Origin of the sequence: Candidatus Kuenenia sp. (assembly GCF_027493735.1) — a bacterium.
Lineage (GTDB): Bacteria > Planctomycetota > Brocadiia > Brocadiales > Brocadiaceae > Kuenenia > Kuenenia stuttgartiensis_A.
Window position 1 is genome coordinate 85254 of the sequence record NZ_JAOSKF010000012.1, and the last position, 16050, is coordinate 101303.

The window sequence follows — 16050 nt, forward strand, 5'->3', positions numbered from 1 at the left end:
TATATTATGGATAAGCTTTTTCATATCGTTTCACATTTGGGATCCCCGAAAATCCTGGTTATCGGGGATTTGATGCTTGATAAGTATGTTTGGGGTGAGGTCAGGCGCATATCACAGGAGGCGCCTATACCTGTAATTAACGTTTCTTCAGAAGATATACGGCCCGGCGGCGCGGGGAGCGTTATTGCAAATTTAAAAATGTTAGGGGCACAGGTGCTTGCGTGCGGAGTTATTGGAGATGATTCGTATGGCACTATTCTTTTGCAAATACTTAAAAATATGAAATGTGACGTTGACGGGGTCATTGTTGACAATAGCCGTCCAACAACAATGAAGATGCGTTTAATGGGACATCTACAAACTGCAGGAAAAGGCATACAACAATTATTACGTGTTGATTATGAAAAAACCCACTACATTTCCAAAGAGAAAGAACAACAATTAAATGGTTATCTGAGCGAAAAGATAAAGGACTGTGATACTGTCCTGATATCGGATATGAACAAGGGTTTGCTTTCTGATTCGCTACTGAAGGCTATAATTCATCTTTGCCGGGAACACAAAAAAGTAGTAATTGCAGATCCAAAACTTTCGGGAGATTACTCCTGCTATAGAGGGGTTACCGCCGTTACTCCAAACAGGCATGAGACAGAATGTGCTACCGGAATCAAAATTACCGACAGTGAGAGTTTGCATAGGGCTGCGGGTAAATTTGTCTCTGACCTGGAATTGGAGTATTGCGTTATCACTATAGACAGAGAAGGCATGTTTCTTTATCATAAAAAAGGCGAAGGAAGGGTATTCCCTACTACTCCAAAAGCGGTGTATGATGTAACCGGCGCCGGCGATATGGTGCTTAGCATGTTTGGCCTGGTGCTCGGGGAGGGTTATAGTTTTGAGGAAGCCACATTGCTGGCAAATATCGCGGCAGGAATTGAAGTCGGGAAAATTGGCGTTGTTCCGGTAAGTAAAGACGAAATACTTAATGAACTTGCAAGCGAAGGGAATCAGAAATCCGGGAAAATTAAAACCGTTGAAATGCTTGAAAATATTTTAAAAGAACACCGAAGGAGAAATGACAAGGTTGTTTTTACAAATGGTTGTTTTGATATTTTGCATGTTGGTCATATAGAGTATCTTAAGTTTGCAAGAAAACAGGGCGATTTGCTGGTGGTTGGGCTGAACACGGACAGTTCAATAAAAAAACTGAAGGGGCCTAACCGTCCTATTGTTTCTCAGGACGAGCGTGCAAAAATGCTTGCGGCATTAGAAGACGTCTCGTACGTGGTGTTGTTCGATGAGTTAACACCTATGAGCATTATTACGTCCTTAAAACCTGAAATATTAGTAAAAGGCGAAGACTGGAAAGATGCAGGGGTAGTGGGGCAGGAGTTTGTGGAGTCCTACGGAGGCAAGGTAGTATTGGCTCCTTTAGTGGAAGGAATTTCAACCACCAACATTGTCTCAAGAATCATTAATAAGCATACCCGGGATGAATTGTTACAGGGCGTAATCACACAGACGCATTAAAAAACAGGCAGTTATACCTTACTTTTTTGTAGAGACGCATTGCATGCGTCTCTACATTAGCATCAACAACTGAATAAACGCTGCCAAAGGCAGCCTGATTTATATGAAAACACAAGAACTATTTATGAATGATATTGAATACCAATTACAAGAGAGTATCGATACAATAAAAAAACTATTGTCAACCCACGTTGAGATTGTCAGAGACGTTGCCGATGTTATCGTCAGGGCGTTTAAAAATAACAACTTTATGTACTTGATGGGAAATGGCGGGAGCGCAGCAGATGCGCAGCATATAGCGGGAGAAATGATAGGCCGGTTCAAAATGAACCGGCGGCCCCTTCCGGCAATCGCCATAACAACGGATAGTTCTGTAATGACCGCAATTGCAAATGATTTTGGCTATGACTTGTGTTTCTCCAGACAGGTAGAGGCGCTGGTAAAGGCGGGAGATATTGTTCTGGCATTTACTACAAGCGGAAACTCAAAAAATATACTGAATGCGGTCAAAATTGCCCGGGACTTAAAAGCAATAACCGTGGGTTTTACCGGAATGGGTGGGGGTCTCTTAAAAAATGAGGTAGATTTTTGCATAAAAGTACCTTCCTCAAACACGCCAAGGATACAGGAATGCCATATTACCATCGGGCATATTTTGTGTTCTCTTATCGAGAAAGACATTTTTGGACATGTTCCTGAATGAAAAAGAAAAGAGCCGCATTTCTTGATCGGGACGGCACCATAGTTGTCCACACGCCCTATTTAAGTTCACCGGAACAGTTGAAATTATTACCCCATGCGGTTGAAGGCATACGCCTTTTCAAGGATCATGATTATCTGATTATTGTTGTAACAAATCAATCAGGTATTGCCAGGGGATATTTTGACGAACAATCTTTAATACAAACCCATGAAAAACTGAAAAAAATATTAATCATAGAAAAGGCTGAGGTTGATGCCTTCTATTATTGTCCGCATCATGCAGAAGGCGTAGTCGAACAATACAGGATGCATTGCGATTGCAGAAAACCACGGCCTAAGATGTTATTTGATGCTGCACAACAATACAATATCGACCTGTCGCAATCAATAATGATTGGTGATTCCCCTGCGGATATTCTTGCTGGCAAAGAAGCCGGTTGTAAATCGGCGCTCATTATAAATCCAAATCATGAACAGGAAGCTGACCCGGATGCGCCCTTTGGGGCAGACTACGTAGTGAAAGATCTTTTAGAGGCTGCCCGGCTTTTTATCCCCGAGTAAATTGGAGTAAATAGGGGAACACTTCCCATATTTCAAAAATTAATCCGGGAAGTTTCCCCCTGTTTCGCTGTATTTTATGGCACAGCAAACAGACAATTCTGACCTGGAGCGATCGCTGAAATCATTAAAATGCACACAACTTTTCACATATCCAATACATTTTTCCGCTTTTTTAGCAACACTTTCAACTAATAAAATACGTAACGAAGATTCGATCTATACATTCAGTTTTTTTTACTGTTGACATTTAATTTTTAATAGCATAATAAAATATATAACTTGAGAGTACCGTATTTTACAGTAGGCACTAATCCCATTCTCACGAGTAAAAATACCTTGTGAGTGAAAATAAAATAGTTAAAAAGTGTAGTAAAAGCAACTATGCGACCAATCGAGCCCCTTCTGCCCTGGAAAAATCGATTCGTTCAAGAATAAATTTTGTAAGGATTGACTTTTGAGATGAATCCACGAGAAATTCAGGAAGGCAATTTCTCATTGCAATGGCCGTCACTTGTTCTGAAGGACAAATTCCCGGCCTCATAGTCCGCAACCATGACCCGAAGGAATTCCAAACAAGCGATGGAAATGCTGAAGAAATATATTGCAAAAGCCCCTGTGCAATAACGCCGGCCTGTATATGTCTGTGATAGGCTGCAAGTTTTCTGCGAACTGCATTTCTGTATTCAGCGCTTCTTTTGTGTACATGTTGATTGCCGGAACGCCTTTTAATTGGCTGCATGTTTCTCATCCAGAAATGGTAGGCATATGTGCCCAAGGTTCTAAGCGCCTGTTTGAAAGACACTTCGATTTTGAAACGTAATCCATACAGGCAGATAATTTCCATTGCACTAATAGTTAAATCCGTACTCATTAAAATAATTTTCCCTCTTTGAGGGTGATCCACCAATACAAATCGAATAAGAATACCCACGGGTTTCCAAAGCAGATCAAGGGTTCTATAATTTATTTTTATGCCTTGCTCTCCATAAACCGGACTTTCCGCCTCCTTCATTGATGCGCGATCATTCAACAATGTTTTTAATTTTACTTTCATACCATATTTTTTGGGTCGTCCACGTCCTTTCTTTTCAGGAGTCGGTTCCACGGGAAAGTATGCAACGGCATTACTCCTTACCCTGCTAATCAAGTGGCTGCCCCGGGCAACTACGCCATTAATAATAGCATGGGATGCGTAATAGGCGTCTGCAATAAAGTAGAACAATTCTTTCAGCTCCAGAGAATTAATCAATAAAACCATTTTGTCGAGTAAGGTTCTTTGGTCTCTGTTTGAAAAGACAACGCCTTTATGAATTCTGCTCACCAGTGGAATAGCAAAACAACTTTTCCCGGCTTCAGCTAAAAGAGAAACAACCTGACAGGAATGGCCCATAATGTCACGGCGCTGTCAAAGTTTTCCATAAGCGCATAATATACAAAGATATGTAAAAAAACGTGGACATTCCCCCTAAAATATTTTATATTATAGGGCATGAACCAGCATACAACACCAATCGATAACACACACAATGAACTACTTTGTTCAATTACCGTTCGTCCTGTTTCACAAAACGACCAGGCAAATTGGGACATACTGATGCGCCAGCATCATTACCTTGTATTTCATTCTCTCGTAGGAGAATCAATTCGCTATGTAGCAGAATCACAGGGACAATGGCTTGCCTTGATCGGCTGGGCTGCCGCAGCATTAAAATGTACCGTTCGCGATAAGTGGATTGGATGGCCGCCATTTTTAAAATCGCAACGACTGAAACTCATAGCAAACAACTCACGTTTCCTGATCCTTCCTCAGATACACGTACCAAACCTTGCCTCCCGTATTCTTTCTCTTAACCTTAAACGCTTATCACAAGACTGGACTAAGGTCTATGGGCATCCAATCTGGCTTGTGGAGACCTTTGTCGATCCTCGTTTTTTTAAAGGCGTCTGCTATAAGGCCGCAGGATGGATTTTTTTAGGACATTCAACCGGTTTTGCCAGATCATCACAAGGCTATCTTCTGCACAATAAGCCAAAGATGGTCTTTGTTCGCTCATTGAAAGCACAAGTCCAAAAACAACTATTGACGGGAGCTTTTGGCACAAATTCTTGATCCGCGTCTTTCGTAGGGTGACTTTGACGTTGCCGTGTCTGCATGAAGGGTTGAAAGTATAGTGAGTAGATGTTAAACTTAGGGCGTAGAATAAGGGAAGCGAGGGTACCAAGGGGTGAAAAGAGACAAACATTCGCCCAAAACATCAGAAAAACAGAGTCATCAAAAGGAGAACTGCCACGCCATGAGAAAAAGATTCGAGCCGCAAAGGAGACTTGGAAGCACACCAATATCAGAGGTAGAAATTCCCGAAAAGAGCAGGGATGAGTTAGCGCCGATATTGAGGGCATTACAATACATATTTGTTACAGAGGAATTACGAGAGGAAGTATTCAGGGTATTGGAAGCAAAGGTAAAGTGTGGGAAGAAAGAGACAGGGCGTAATGGGATGGAGTTATGGCAGATAATGGTAATAGGAGTGGTGAGATTGGGATTAGATGCGGATTATGACAGGTTGGAAGATATGGTGAATCACCATAGTCTGATTCGCCAGATAATGGGAGTAGATGCCGTATTTGGGAGGGGTAAGAAGTATTCGCTGCAAAGCATCAGGGATAACGTAAGATTGCTCGATGAGGAGACGTTGGGCAAGATTAATGATGTGGTGGTAAAGGCAGGACAGAGGCTGGCAAAGAACGGAAGGGAGGAGAAGTTACGCATAAAGACGGATACTTATTCTTTTTAATGTTTTACAATTTGGAGGAGACATGGCCATCATTTTGAATTCCATACACCCAGCCTGCCGGATATATGCGGTGATGTTTTAATTATAATCCTTTTTTTAGCCGCATATCTTCTTATGAATTCTGCTACTGTCAGAGACAAAATAGGCGACATTGCTTTTGGCTTTTGTGATGCAAAAGGCTCAAAGAAAGATTCTTTGATGAGAATCAGGGATTATGTTTTATGGGGCAAAAATATTTTTTATATTGCAGCCGCCGGTTTTCTTCTCTATTTCTTCTCTAAGTATTTATTGAAACCGTGGTTGGAGGTGTTTTTTACTGAAGAAGCAGAAGCGGGTACTTTTTTTGTTGCTCTAAACATCGCAAATAGCGCCGTCAGGCTATTTGCCGATTTGATCTTGGTGGTGTTTTGCTTCATACGGAAATGGAATTTCTCTTATTGAAATAAGCTATACTTAAACTATTTCAAAGGAGGTCAGAAACCATGACGTGAGTACCCGAAAGAGCGGGAGCATTCCCAAATATTTGTAGATTCTCCATTCTTGTTCTCAAGCTACTGTTTTGAGAACACAATTGTAGTAATATTTTAGTTTTTTGAAAAAGAATCTACCTATAGGGGTATGATTTGTAGTGGCAAGGTGCGCCTTGCTACTACAAGGAAAATGTTTTATTCTCGTTGCAGTCTAACAACAAAGCGCCGGAAATGTTTTACTCGCTTACCCGTGTTATATGAGCGCCGAGTTGAGACAGACGTTTTTCGATCTGTTCATATCCCCTGTCCAAATGGTAGATACGGTGGATGTGGGTTGTGCCTTTTGCCACAAGACCTGCAAGCACTAGCCCGGCGCCGGCACGGAGGTCAGAAACCATGACGTGAGTACCCGAAAGAAAAGGGGACCCGTTTATTGTGGCATACGGGACGTCTACCCGAATATCTGCCCCCATTCTTCTTAATTCCGCGGAGTGGATAAATCTGTCTGGGAATATTTTTTCGGCAATTACACTTTTCCCTGATATTGTACAAAGCAAGGCCATAAATTGTGCCTGCATATCGGTGGGCAGGCATGGATATGGCATCGTTGTTATATTGGCGGGCCGGTAGGTATTATTGCTTTTCACCACGGCGGTATTGCCATTTGCAGTTACTTCCACGCCTATTTCGCGCAATTTTTCGATTGTTGCGACAAGGTGATCGTTCCTGACATTCTCCAGCGTAATTTCTCCTTTCGTTATCGCCCCGGCAATCATAAATGTTCCTGCCTCTATTCTATCAGGTATGATTTCATAGTCCACACCGTGCAATTCCTTAACGCCTTCAATGGTGAGTATGCTGCCTCCTATGCCGGAAATCTTAGCGCCGGCTTTGTTAAGGAAATAAGCAAGATCCTGCACTTCAGGTTCGCAAGCTGCATCTTCAATGATCGTTGTGCCTTCTGCCAATACAGCAGCAGTCATAACATTGCATGTCCCCAGTACCGTCGTGCCGTATTGCCCTTTTAAAGAAATACGTGTGCCTTTCAGTGTGCCTGCTGAGGCGATTACATATCCTTCATCCGTTTCAATCCTGGCGCCTAATGCCTTAAGTCCTTTCAAATGTAAATCTATAGGACGTTGCCCGATAACACATCCTCCAGGATATGAAACCTTTGCATTGCCACGTTTACTGAGTAGTGGGCCCAGAACACAGACGGACGCCCTCATTTTTCTTACCAAATCGTAAGGCGCTGTAATCTTTTCTTTATGCTCGCCATCCCGAAATATTATTCCAAGAGAACCGTCTTCGATGTGCCGGATATCTCCCCCAAGATTTTTCAATATTTTTATCTGCGTCTGAATATCGACAATATTGGGTATTCCTTTTATACGCGAGGGGCCATGGAGTAATAAACATGCAGCCATAATAGGTAATGCTGCATTTTTTGCGCCATTTATGCGTACTTTTCCTTCCAAACGATGTCCACCTTCAATTACGATCTTGTCCAATGTTGCCCTCCCTTTGTGCAATGATGATGCGTGATATGTTCTGGTAATCTTTTATGCGCTGTATCGATGTAAAGATGTTTGTATTTTTTATCATTTTTATGACCTGACGCGCTTGTTTTTCGGCTACTTCCAAAAGGAGAAAACCTGCCGGCCTTAGCCACGAATTTGCTTCTGCCAGGATACGTTCAAACATTTCCAAACCACTATTGCCGCTGATAAGAGCGGTGTACGGTTCATAATCCCTTACTTCCTGTTGCAGCTCAGATAATTCGGTGGAAGCTATATAGGGGGGGTTTGATACGATGAAATGTGCCTTTGTTTTGATGCTGCATGATTGTAACGGCTCATATACATTGCCGCAGAGAAACGTAATTTTCTCCTGCAAATGGTGTTTTTGTGTGTTCATTTTGGCGACATCCAACGCCTCGGGGGAAATGTCTATTGCCATTATTCCCGCAGTGCTTATATTTTTTGCAAGGGAAATTGCAATATTCCCACTTCCAACACCGATGTCAATGATTACAATTTCATTTTCATGGATGAAACTTTTTGCCTTTTTAATAACCGCTTCCACTAGTAATTCCGTTTCCGGACGCGGTATAAGTACCCTTTCGTCAACATAAAAGTCTGAGGACATAAATTCTGCATGGTTGGTAATGTATTGGAGCGGTACCCTTTTGGCTCTTCTCTGAACGGCCTTTTTATAGCGTGATGCTATTATGCGTTGTACGGGTTTGTCGGGGTGTGTATGAAATTGTATGCGATCACAGTTCAGCAGATGTGACAGTATAACCTCTGCGTCCAAACGGGGAGTATCAATGCCGGAACGTTGCAATTCCCTTGTTGCCCATTGAATGATATTTCCGACAGTGTTTTTAGTTGTGGACGTCTTGTTTTCTACTTTAGTACTTTTGTCATTGGGATTTGAAACAAAAGGAAAAGAAGGTTTCACGTGAGAAAATACCTCTCAACTATTCCCCATGCGGAAGCAACGGATTAACGCATGGGCGGATTTATCAAAAAACTAAATTGTTATTAAAAAAGGTATTAAGGTGAACCCTCTATTTTCCGGGATATTTTTAACGTGGTTATGTACTTGTGATCAACTGTTTTAATTGATCTTCCCGGTAGTGGTTAGCAAGGGCAGCAATAATTTCGTCCAAATATCCCAGCATGACATGTTCAAGATTATACACGGAAAAATTTATCCGGTGATCGGTGACCCTGTTTTGCGAATAATTATACGTACGAATTTTTTCGCTACGGTCGCCAGTTCCTATCTGAATTCTCCTTACTTGATCCCGTTCAAGCTGGTTTTTTTCTTCAATCGATTCATGCAAGCGGCTTCGTAGTATGCGCATTGCTTTTGCCTTGTTTTTATGCTGTGATTTTTCATCGAGACATTTTACAACAATACCGGTGGAGATATGGGTAATCCTGACGGCGGAACTCGTCTTATTTACCTTTTGCCCCCCTGGTCCGGAGGCACGGAATGTTTCTATCAGGATATCTGCCGGATTAATGTCAATTTCTACCTCTTCAACTTCAGGAAGGATGGCTACCGTTGCTGTTGAAGTATGAACCCTGCCGCTTGCTTCCGTTTGCGGTACCCGCTGAACACGATGTGTGCCGCTTTCAAAACGTAATTTCTGGTAAACATTACGACCTTCTATGGAAAAGGTGACCTCTTTGAAACCACCTAAATCAGTTTCGTTGTAATCAAACAGTTCTGTTTTCCAATTTTGACTTTCAGCATATTTAATATACATGCGAAACAGATCCGCCGCAAAAATGGCTGCCTCTTCTCCCCCGGTTCCCGCCCTGATTTCAGCAATAACGTTTTTATTGGCGGTTTTGTCTTCGGCAATAAATAATTCCTTGATTTCATCCATAATTGCCTTTTCATGGCCTTCCAGTTCATCCAGTTCCATGCGTGCCATATCTGCAAATTCCCCGTCAGATAACAGGTTTTCCGCATCCTGTTTTCTTATGTAGGTTTTTGTCAACTGGGCATATTTATGAACTATTTTGGAAAGGCATCCGTGTTCTTTCATGAGTGACATATAACGGCCGGAATCAGCTATAACCTGCGGGTCGGCCAGCAAGTTTTCCAGCTCGTTATACCGTTTTTGCATATCTTCCAATCTTTTTAATAAGTTATTATTCATCAAATAGCACTATTATTTTGTTGTACCTGGGTCTTGAATTATTTTGCTCTTTTTCAATCGTTTGTTAAAGCGGTCAATTTGGCCGGCACTATCAATAAATCTTTGTTTCCCCGTATAAAACGGGTGGCATTTTGAGCATATATCTACTGCTATTTTAGGTTTTGTGGCTCTGGTTTTAAATGTTTCTCCGCATCCGCATGTTACAACTGCCTCTATATAATTTGGATGAATACTGCTTTTCATTGCTACGTTATCTCCTCAATAAAAAAGCGCCTGCAAATATAAAAAAAATAATATAAAATATATTAACACAAACGGAAAATATTAGCAAACCAACAAATCTTGTGCAATAGAAATATTCGACTTAACCCTAAAATCAAACGTACTGCACACCCATACTTACATAGCTAAACGCCATTTTGTCTTATACGGTATTCATAAAATTCATTTGAATATCTTGTATTATTTTATAAAATGAAAAATTTATAGTATTATTTTGTTATCTTGCTATTGCGAATCAGTAAAATTATACTGTGAAATTACGTAAGCGGTAAAAGGAAACGTCAAAGATTTATTTTTAAATTTAAATTAGGCTTTAAGATGGGCACTGTTTTAATAAGGCAAGTATTGTTTTAAAATCGTTCGATTATGTTTGAATCAATCACAAATAGTTTGGAAGCTGTTCTTGGTAAATTCCGCGGGAAGGGAAGATTAACCGAAGGAAATATTAAGGACGGTTTGCACGAAGTGCGTCTGGCATTGCTTGAGGCGGACGTTAATTATAAAGTAGTAAAAAACTTCATTAAGCAGGTTACCGAGCGTTCTGTGGGTGAAGAGGTAATCAAAAGTGTTGCGCCGGGCCAGCAGGTGGTCAAGATTGTCCACGACGAACTGATTAAATTGATGGGGGAGTCTGATACCTCTATTCCTTTCAAGGAAGGGGGGCAGACGGTTGTGATGTTGGTGGGTTTGCAAGGCAGCGGTAAAACAACAACGGCTGGTAAACTTGCCAGGCTGATGCTTTCGAAAGGAAAAAAGCCGTTGCTTGCCGCAGCGGATATACAACGCCCTGCGGCTGTTGAACAATTAAAGACGCTGGGCCGGCAACTGGATATACAGGTATATTTTGAAAAAGATTTACCACCAACAAAGATATGTAGTGAAGCGATAAAATATGCAAAAGAAAACGGACATGATGTGGTAATTTTAGATACTGCAGGGCGATTACACATCGACAATGAACTGATGCTTGAATTGCGGGAAATAAAAGATACACTCACACCCGATCAAATATATTTTGTTTGTGATGCAATGACAGGTCAGGACGCGGTAAATAGCGCCAGGGAATTTGATGAGCAATTAGGTTTTGACGGGGTGATCTTATCTAAACTTGATGGTGATACGCGGGGCGGTGCGGCTCTTTCAATAAGGGCGGTTACGGGAAAACCTATTAAGTTCGTGGGCATTGGCGAAAAACTCGACCGTCTTGAGGAGTTTCATCCTGATAGGATGGCTTCCAGAATACTGGGAATGGGCGACGTAGTTTCACTGGTGGAGCGCGCACAGCAGGCCATTGATTTTGAAGAAGCGCAGAACCTTAGCCGGAAGATACAAAGTGATACGCTCAGCCTGGAAGATTTTCTCATGCAACTTCAACAGATAAAAAAAATGGGACCAATCAAAGAAATCATGGGTATGATTCCCGGTTTGGGGAACAAGATGGACGGACTTAATTTTGACGAAAAACAATTAGAAAAGGTTGAAGCGATTATCAAATCAATGACGATTCAGGAACGTTTGATCCCCGATATGATAAATGGAAGCAGAAGGCAGCGCGTAGCCAAAGGCAGCGGGACGACCGTTCAGGATGTTAATCAACTGCTTAAACAATTTAAATCGATGAAAAAACTAATGAAACATTTTAAGGGAAACGAGAAGGGGCTGAAGAAAAAGGGGATGTTTCCCGGGGGTATGCCCTTTGGCAAGGGTATGATACGGTAATTTTATCTAAAAGGAGAAAAAATGGCAGTAAGAATTAGGATGATGCGAATGGGACGTAAAAACAGGCCCTTTTACCGAATTGGCGCGTTCGATGCACATGAGGAACGGGATGGCATGTCTATTGAAAATTTAGGCACTTATGATCCTATGGAATCAAACAACGAAAAACAGGTGACTCTGAAACGAGAGAGGGTTGATTACTGGTTGAGCGTTGGGGCAAAACCAACGGAAACGGTTGCCAGCATATTTAAAAAACTTGGTATTGCGTTTAAAAAATAATACATGCGCATTGATATTTTGACATTGTTTCCCGGTATTTTTGAAAACGTACTGGGGCATAGTATCTTGAAAATCGCCAGAGAAAAGGCCCTTGTACAATACAATATTTTCAATATCAGAGACTATGCAGAAAATCAACGTTGTGTAGATGACAGACCCTATGGCGGGGGGCCTGGGATGGTAATGAAGCCGGAACCCGTTTTCAATGCAGTAGAAGCGATTGAGCGGCAAACTAACATACCCGCTAAAAAAATTTTACTAACGCCGCAAGGGCGTTGTTTTACCCAAGCTATCGCTAAAGAATTGGCAAAAGAGGCGTATCTTATGTTGATATGCGGCCATTATGAAGGGTTTGACGAAAGAATCAGAACCGGCCTTGATGTGTTTGAGTTGTCCATCGGCGATTATATTCTTTCAGGTGGAGAACTATCGGCAATGGTAGTTATTGACGCGGTAGTCCGTCTGATACCCGGTGTTTTGGGAGATAAGAACTCAATAACCGAAGAATCTTTTCATGACGGGTTATTGGAGTATCCTCAATATACCCGTCCTGCTGAATACAGAGGCATGAAAGTTCCGGAAATATTACGTTCGGGTCATCATCAAAAAATAAAGGAATGGCAAAGATATTTAGCTGAAAAAAGGACACGGGAAAAAAGGCCCGATTTATTAAACAAGAAATAGTATTATATTTACCCTGTAATAAATTATGAGGAGTGGGATCATGAATGTTATCGATGTAATAGAAAAAGAACACATGAAAACAGAAATACCAAAGTATTCTGTTGGCGATCAGGTAGATGTCTCGATCAAAATCAAAGAAGGAGAAAAGGAACGTACGCAGGTATTCAGTGGGTTGGTAATCGCAAAAAATGGCGGAGGGATACGGGAAACCTTTACCGTAAGACGCATTGTTCAGGGAGAAGGCGTAGAGCGTGTTTTCCCCATTCATTCCCCAAAGGTTTTGGATGTTAAGGTAAAAAAATCAGGAAAAGTACGGCGTGCAAAGTTGTATTACATGAGGGACAGAACCAGTAAAGGTACCAGGTTGAAAGAAAAAAGGGTGGATTAAGGACATATATAGAGGTATTCCATATGCTGAACAGACTTGGTCAAATGAACTTGTTTTCTAAAAAGCAGGGAATGAATATCTAGGAATAGTATAAAATTGCCTATTTGGCCCAGTCTGTGAAGCATAGGGTTTAACTCATGGACGGATTTTTCAAAAAACTAATAGGTTCCCTTTTTTTCCTGAAAAATATACTCAAAAAAACCAGTGACGTACAACCGCACAAGAAAGCTCTCGGTAAAAAGGGAGAAGTTGTCGCTGCGAAATTTCTGAAAAAAAAGGGATATAAGATACTACAGAGGAATTACCGGCGTAAGACCGGAGAAATTGATATTATTTGCTATGACCGCGGTTCCATTGTTTTTGTAGAAGTAAAAACGCGTGGATCCGATAGTTATGGACCTCCTGAATTAGCCGTAACAGAAGCAAAAAAAAAGCAAATTATAAAGATGGCTTCCCGCTATATTGCTGAAAAAAAAGTAGAGGGCATAGATTTGCGTTTTGATGTAGTTTCTGTTTTTTACCCGCCAGCAAAAAAACATCCTGCTATTACACTCTATAAAAATGCGTTTACAAAAACATGTAGCTAAAAGTATAGCCAAACAAATATGATTTTATGAATTTGGCGATAAAATGGCTTTCTAAAAAACAGATTTATTTGACTAAGCATACTATACAAGCACGCCCCTTAATTCCTTTATAGAGGGGACTGGGGTGTGTAAATTTTTTTGAAAACCTTATTTGTTTGACTATAGTAGCAGTGTTTTTGATGATTGATGAACCCGTTTCAGTTCCCTGGCGTTTAAGGGATATTGATAATATCGCCGTAAGGTTATGTTTTTAAGTGGCGCTTTTTTGGTAAAGAATTTTAATAATATGATGATTATTGATACACACGCGCATCTTGATTTTCCGGAATATAAAACAGATTTGGACTCCGTTTTGTCACGTGCCAGAGAGGCAGGCGTCGGAAGTATTATTAATGTGGGAACAAGCCTTTCTACGAGTAAAAAGTGCATTGCTTTGGCGCATCGTTTTGAAAATATTTATGCAAGCGTTGGCATCCATCCGCATAGCGCCACAAAGGTTTCAGAAGAAACGTGGCTTGAGCTTGAGTCGTTGATTGGAGGATCAAAAATTGTCGCGGTCGGCGAGACCGGACTTGATTATTATCGTAACAAGAGTCCTCATGAAGACCAACAGGTACTATTCGAGAAACACCTTGCACTTGCGAAAAAGCATGATCTTCCGGTGATAATACATTGCCGCGAAGCCAGTGAGGACTGTTTAAAAATTCTGAATAAATATAAAAATGGTGGATTAAAGGGGGTTGTTCATTGTTTTAGCGGAACGGCTGAAGTGGCAAAGGCATGCCTGGATCTGGGCATGTTTTTGTCTTTTGCCGGGCCGATTACCTTTAAAAATGCGCAAAATTTGAGGGATATTGCCAAAACTGTTCCTGTCGAAAGGCTTCTTTTGGAGACTGATTGTCCTTTTTTATCACCTCATCCGAAAAGAGGGGAGCGTAATGAGCCGTCGTATTTATCCTTAGTTATCCCCGTTTTTGCTGAAATATACGGGCTTTCCCCCGAAGATATTGCACGCATTACTTCTTTTAATGCGTACGCATTATTCGGCATAGGGGAGCCTGAATTGGAGGGGAAAATAGCTTACGCTATCAGAAACTCTCTTTACATAAATTTAACGAACCGATGCTCTATGGAGTGTTCATTTTGCATGAGGACGACCTATCCTTTTGTGAAGGGGCATAATCTGCATTTAAAGCGGGAACCGACAATTGAAGAAGTACTGCAGTCGATAGGAGACCCTGGCAGATATGATGAAGTGGTGTTTTGCGGTTATGGAGAACCGACCGAACGGCTGGAAGTTTTAAAAGCCGTTGCTGCGGATTTAAAATCAAAAGGGAAACGCATCCGGCTGGATACAAACGGCCATGGGGATATTATCAATGGCAGGTCAATAGCGAATGAATTAAAAGGCCTTATTGATACCATCTGCATCAGTTTAAATGCGGAAACTGCGGAAAAATATGCTGCGATCTGCAAGCCGGTATTTGGCGAAAAAGCCTATTTTGCTTTGATACAGTTTGTTAAAGATGCGAAAAAGGTTATTCCAAATGTTCAGGTCTCTGTTGTAGAAATTCCAGGTATCGATATAAAGAAATGTAGAGAAATTGCAGTGGAGTTGGGCGTAGATTTTAGGGTGAGAAAACACGATGTCCTCGGCTGATAACAAAGAAAAAAAACTAATATTGCGTAAAGCAACAATAGAAGAGGTAGAGAAGATATATAGGCTTATCAACGGTTTCGCGTCAAAGGATGAAATGTTGCCGCGTTCCCTCAGTGAGCTTTACGAAAATATACGGGATTTTTATGTATTTATGGAGGATACCCAATTAATTGGTTGCGCCGCTTTGCATATTTTTTGGAAAGATCTTGCGGAAATAAAATCATTGGCAGTTCTGGGTTCACACCAGCGGAGAGGAATAGGAAAAAAACTCGTATCGGCGTGTATGCAGGAGGCGAAGGAACTCCGCATCGCCAAGATGTTCGTTCTTACGTATTCGCCGGAATTTTTTGAGAAATGCGGATTTTGCAGGATAGAAAAAGCGGAACTCCCTCAAAAAATATGGTCAGAATGTGTAAAGTGCCATAAATTCCCTGATTGCGGAGAAATACCGCTTATTATTGATATAAGCAAATAATGGATTTTGGCATTAAAGAAAAGGCTGGTTTCTCTTGCCCTTGCCCCGTCGCTTGCCAAAAAACTTCCTTGCTTAACGGTCATGCCAAACGGTTCTGTTCTCTTTTAGCATTTCTGTATTTAGCTTCTTTTCCTGTATTTCCTATATATTTGATTTGCATTTAATGCCGCCAGTTATAGATTTTAATAAGCATAGTTTTCAGGAATACGTTTATTGAATGATAATGTGTTCTGTTTTCA

The 16050-nt window shown here is 41.2% G+C and carries 16 protein-coding genes and 2 pseudogenes; 13 read left to right on the top strand and 5 right to left on the bottom strand.

The annotated features are described in order from the left end of the window. The first annotated feature begins 6 nt into the window (after window positions 1-6). From rfaE2 to M5U24_RS06970, 3 genes are all read left to right on the top strand, one after another. Window positions 7-1530, top strand: a complete 1524-nt coding sequence (rfaE2, locus tag M5U24_RS06960; protein ID WP_099324186.1) for a D-glycero-beta-D-manno-heptose 1-phosphate adenylyltransferase — start codon at window positions 7-9, stop codon at window positions 1528-1530. Between the two features lie 103 nt (window positions 1531-1633). Beyond that, the gene (locus M5U24_RS06965; RefSeq protein WP_230405764.1) at window positions 1634-2233 is read left to right on the top strand and encodes a D-sedoheptulose 7-phosphate isomerase; all 600 of its coding nucleotides are present in this window, start codon (window positions 1634-1636) and stop codon (window positions 2231-2233) included. Beyond that, the gene (locus tag M5U24_RS06970; protein WP_099324184.1) at window positions 2230-2793 is read left to right on the top strand and encodes an HAD family hydrolase; all 564 of its coding nucleotides are present in this window, start codon (window positions 2230-2232) and stop codon (window positions 2791-2793) included. Before M5U24_RS06965 ends, M5U24_RS06970 begins: the two co-directional genes overlap by 4 nt. A gap of 379 nt (window positions 2794-3172) precedes the next feature. Here the strand turns inward: M5U24_RS06970 and M5U24_RS06975 are convergent. Continuing rightward, a pseudogene (locus M5U24_RS06975) lies at window positions 3173-4186 on the bottom strand (IS4-like element ISCku4 family transposase); the annotation flags it as partial. A 96-nt stretch (window positions 4187-4282) separates the two neighbouring features. On the opposite strand from M5U24_RS06975, the gene M5U24_RS06980 reads away from it, so the two are divergent. From M5U24_RS06980 to M5U24_RS06990, 3 genes and pseudogenes are all read left to right on the top strand, one after another. Continuing rightward, window positions 4283-4903, top strand: a complete 621-nt coding sequence (locus M5U24_RS06980) for a Druantia anti-phage system protein DruA (protein WP_099324183.1) — start codon at window positions 4283-4285, stop codon at window positions 4901-4903. Window positions 4904-5087: 184 nt separating this feature from the next. Beyond that, a pseudogene (locus M5U24_RS06985) lies at window positions 5088-5579 on the top strand (ISNCY family transposase); the annotation flags it as partial. Between the two features lie 123 nt (window positions 5580-5702). Beyond that, window positions 5703-6029, top strand: a complete 327-nt coding sequence (locus tag M5U24_RS06990; protein WP_099324182.1) for a hypothetical protein — start codon at window positions 5703-5705, stop codon at window positions 6027-6029. 265 nt (window positions 6030-6294) lie between these two features. Here M5U24_RS06990 and murA read toward each other — a convergent pair whose 3' ends face one another. From murA to rpmE, 4 genes are all read right to left on the bottom strand, one after another. Continuing rightward, window positions 6295-7569: a UDP-N-acetylglucosamine 1-carboxyvinyltransferase gene (gene murA, locus M5U24_RS06995; RefSeq protein ID WP_099324181.1), complete on the bottom strand. Its 1275-nt coding sequence runs from the start codon at window positions 7567-7569 to the stop codon at window positions 6295-6297. Further along, window positions 7550-8521: a peptide chain release factor N(5)-glutamine methyltransferase gene (prmC, locus tag M5U24_RS07000; RefSeq protein WP_099326971.1), complete on the bottom strand. Its 972-nt coding sequence runs from the start codon at window positions 8519-8521 to the stop codon at window positions 7550-7552. Before prmC ends, murA begins: the two co-directional genes overlap by 20 nt. 136 nt (window positions 8522-8657) lie before the next feature. Further along, window positions 8658-9737: a peptide chain release factor 1 gene (gene prfA, locus M5U24_RS07005; RefSeq protein ID WP_099324180.1), complete on the bottom strand. Its 1080-nt coding sequence runs from the start codon at window positions 9735-9737 to the stop codon at window positions 8658-8660. A gap of 12 nt (window positions 9738-9749) precedes the next feature. Then, the gene (gene rpmE / locus M5U24_RS07010; protein WP_099324179.1) at window positions 9750-9980 is read right to left on the bottom strand and encodes a 50S ribosomal protein L31; all 231 of its coding nucleotides are present in this window, start codon (window positions 9978-9980) and stop codon (window positions 9750-9752) included. 405 nt (window positions 9981-10385) lie between these two features. Between rpmE and ffh the strand changes: the two genes are divergently transcribed. From ffh to M5U24_RS07045, 7 genes are all read left to right on the top strand, one after another. Then, on the top strand, window positions 10386-11738 hold the full coding sequence (gene ffh / locus M5U24_RS07015; RefSeq protein WP_197705324.1) for a signal recognition particle protein: 1353 nt from the start codon (window positions 10386-10388) through the stop codon (window positions 11736-11738). Window positions 11739-11759: 21 nt separating this feature from the next. Next, window positions 11760-12017 carry a 30S ribosomal protein S16 gene (gene rpsP, locus M5U24_RS07020; RefSeq protein ID WP_099324177.1) on the top strand — a complete coding sequence of 86 codons (258 nt, stop codon included), beginning with the start codon at window positions 11760-11762 and terminating at the stop codon, window positions 12015-12017. Between the two features lie 3 nt (window positions 12018-12020). Next, on the top strand, window positions 12021-12701 hold the full coding sequence (gene trmD / locus M5U24_RS07025) for a tRNA (guanosine(37)-N1)-methyltransferase TrmD (RefSeq protein ID WP_099324176.1): 681 nt from the start codon (window positions 12021-12023) through the stop codon (window positions 12699-12701). Window positions 12702-12741: 40 nt separating this feature from the next. Next, complete coding sequence (rplS, locus tag M5U24_RS07030) at window positions 12742-13089, top strand: 50S ribosomal protein L19 (RefSeq protein ID WP_099324175.1); 348 nt, start codon at window positions 12742-12744, stop codon at window positions 13087-13089. Window positions 13090-13226: 137 nt separating this feature from the next. Further along, on the top strand, window positions 13227-13676 hold the full coding sequence (locus M5U24_RS07035) for a YraN family protein (RefSeq protein WP_099324174.1): 450 nt from the start codon (window positions 13227-13229) through the stop codon (window positions 13674-13676). 286 nt (window positions 13677-13962) lie between these two features. Then, window positions 13963-15336, top strand: a complete 1374-nt coding sequence (locus M5U24_RS07040; protein ID WP_164994745.1) for a TatD family hydrolase — start codon at window positions 13963-13965, stop codon at window positions 15334-15336. Continuing rightward, entirely contained in the window at window positions 15323-15811 is a 489-nt protein-coding gene (locus M5U24_RS07045; protein WP_230405765.1) for an N-acetyltransferase, read from the top strand. The genes M5U24_RS07040 and M5U24_RS07045 overlap by 14 nt, the downstream gene beginning before the upstream one ends. The last annotated feature ends 239 nt before the right edge of the window (window positions 15812-16050 follow it).

Bases quoted from the DNA above. Each gene is read 5' to 3' on its own strand.
- rfaE2 (WP_099324186.1), top strand. From the start codon at position 7: ATGGATAAGCTTTTTCATATCGTTTCACATTTGGGATCCCCGAAAATC.
- M5U24_RS06965 (WP_230405764.1), top strand. From the start codon at position 1,634: ATGAAAACACAAGAACTATTTATGAATGATATTGAATACCAATTACAA.
- M5U24_RS06970 (WP_099324184.1), top strand. From the start codon at position 2,230: ATGAAAAAGAAAAGAGCCGCATTTCTTGATCGGGACGGCACCATAGTT.
- M5U24_RS06980 (WP_099324183.1), top strand. From the start codon at position 4,283: ATGAACCAGCATACAACACCAATCGATAACACACACAATGAACTACTT.
- M5U24_RS06990 (WP_099324182.1), top strand. From the start codon at position 5,703: ATGAATTCTGCTACTGTCAGAGACAAAATAGGCGACATTGCTTTTGGC.
- prfA (WP_099324180.1), bottom strand. From the start codon at position 9,737: ATGAATAATAACTTATTAAAAAGATTGGAAGATATGCAAAAACGGTAT.
- rpmE (WP_099324179.1), bottom strand. From the start codon at position 9,980: ATGAAAAGCAGTATTCATCCAAATTATATAGAGGCAGTTGTAACATGC.
- ffh (WP_197705324.1), top strand. From the start codon at position 10,386: ATGTTTGAATCAATCACAAATAGTTTGGAAGCTGTTCTTGGTAAATTC.
- rpsP (WP_099324177.1), top strand. From the start codon at position 11,760: ATGGCAGTAAGAATTAGGATGATGCGAATGGGACGTAAAAACAGGCCC.
- trmD (WP_099324176.1), top strand. From the start codon at position 12,021: ATGCGCATTGATATTTTGACATTGTTTCCCGGTATTTTTGAAAACGTA.
- rplS (WP_099324175.1), top strand. From the start codon at position 12,742: ATGAATGTTATCGATGTAATAGAAAAAGAACACATGAAAACAGAAATA.
- M5U24_RS07035 (WP_099324174.1), top strand. From the start codon at position 13,227: ATGGACGGATTTTTCAAAAAACTAATAGGTTCCCTTTTTTTCCTGAAA.
- M5U24_RS07040 (WP_164994745.1), top strand. From the start codon at position 13,963: ATGATGATTATTGATACACACGCGCATCTTGATTTTCCGGAATATAAA.
- M5U24_RS07045 (WP_230405765.1), top strand. From the start codon at position 15,323: ATGTCCTCGGCTGATAACAAAGAAAAAAAACTAATATTGCGTAAAGCA.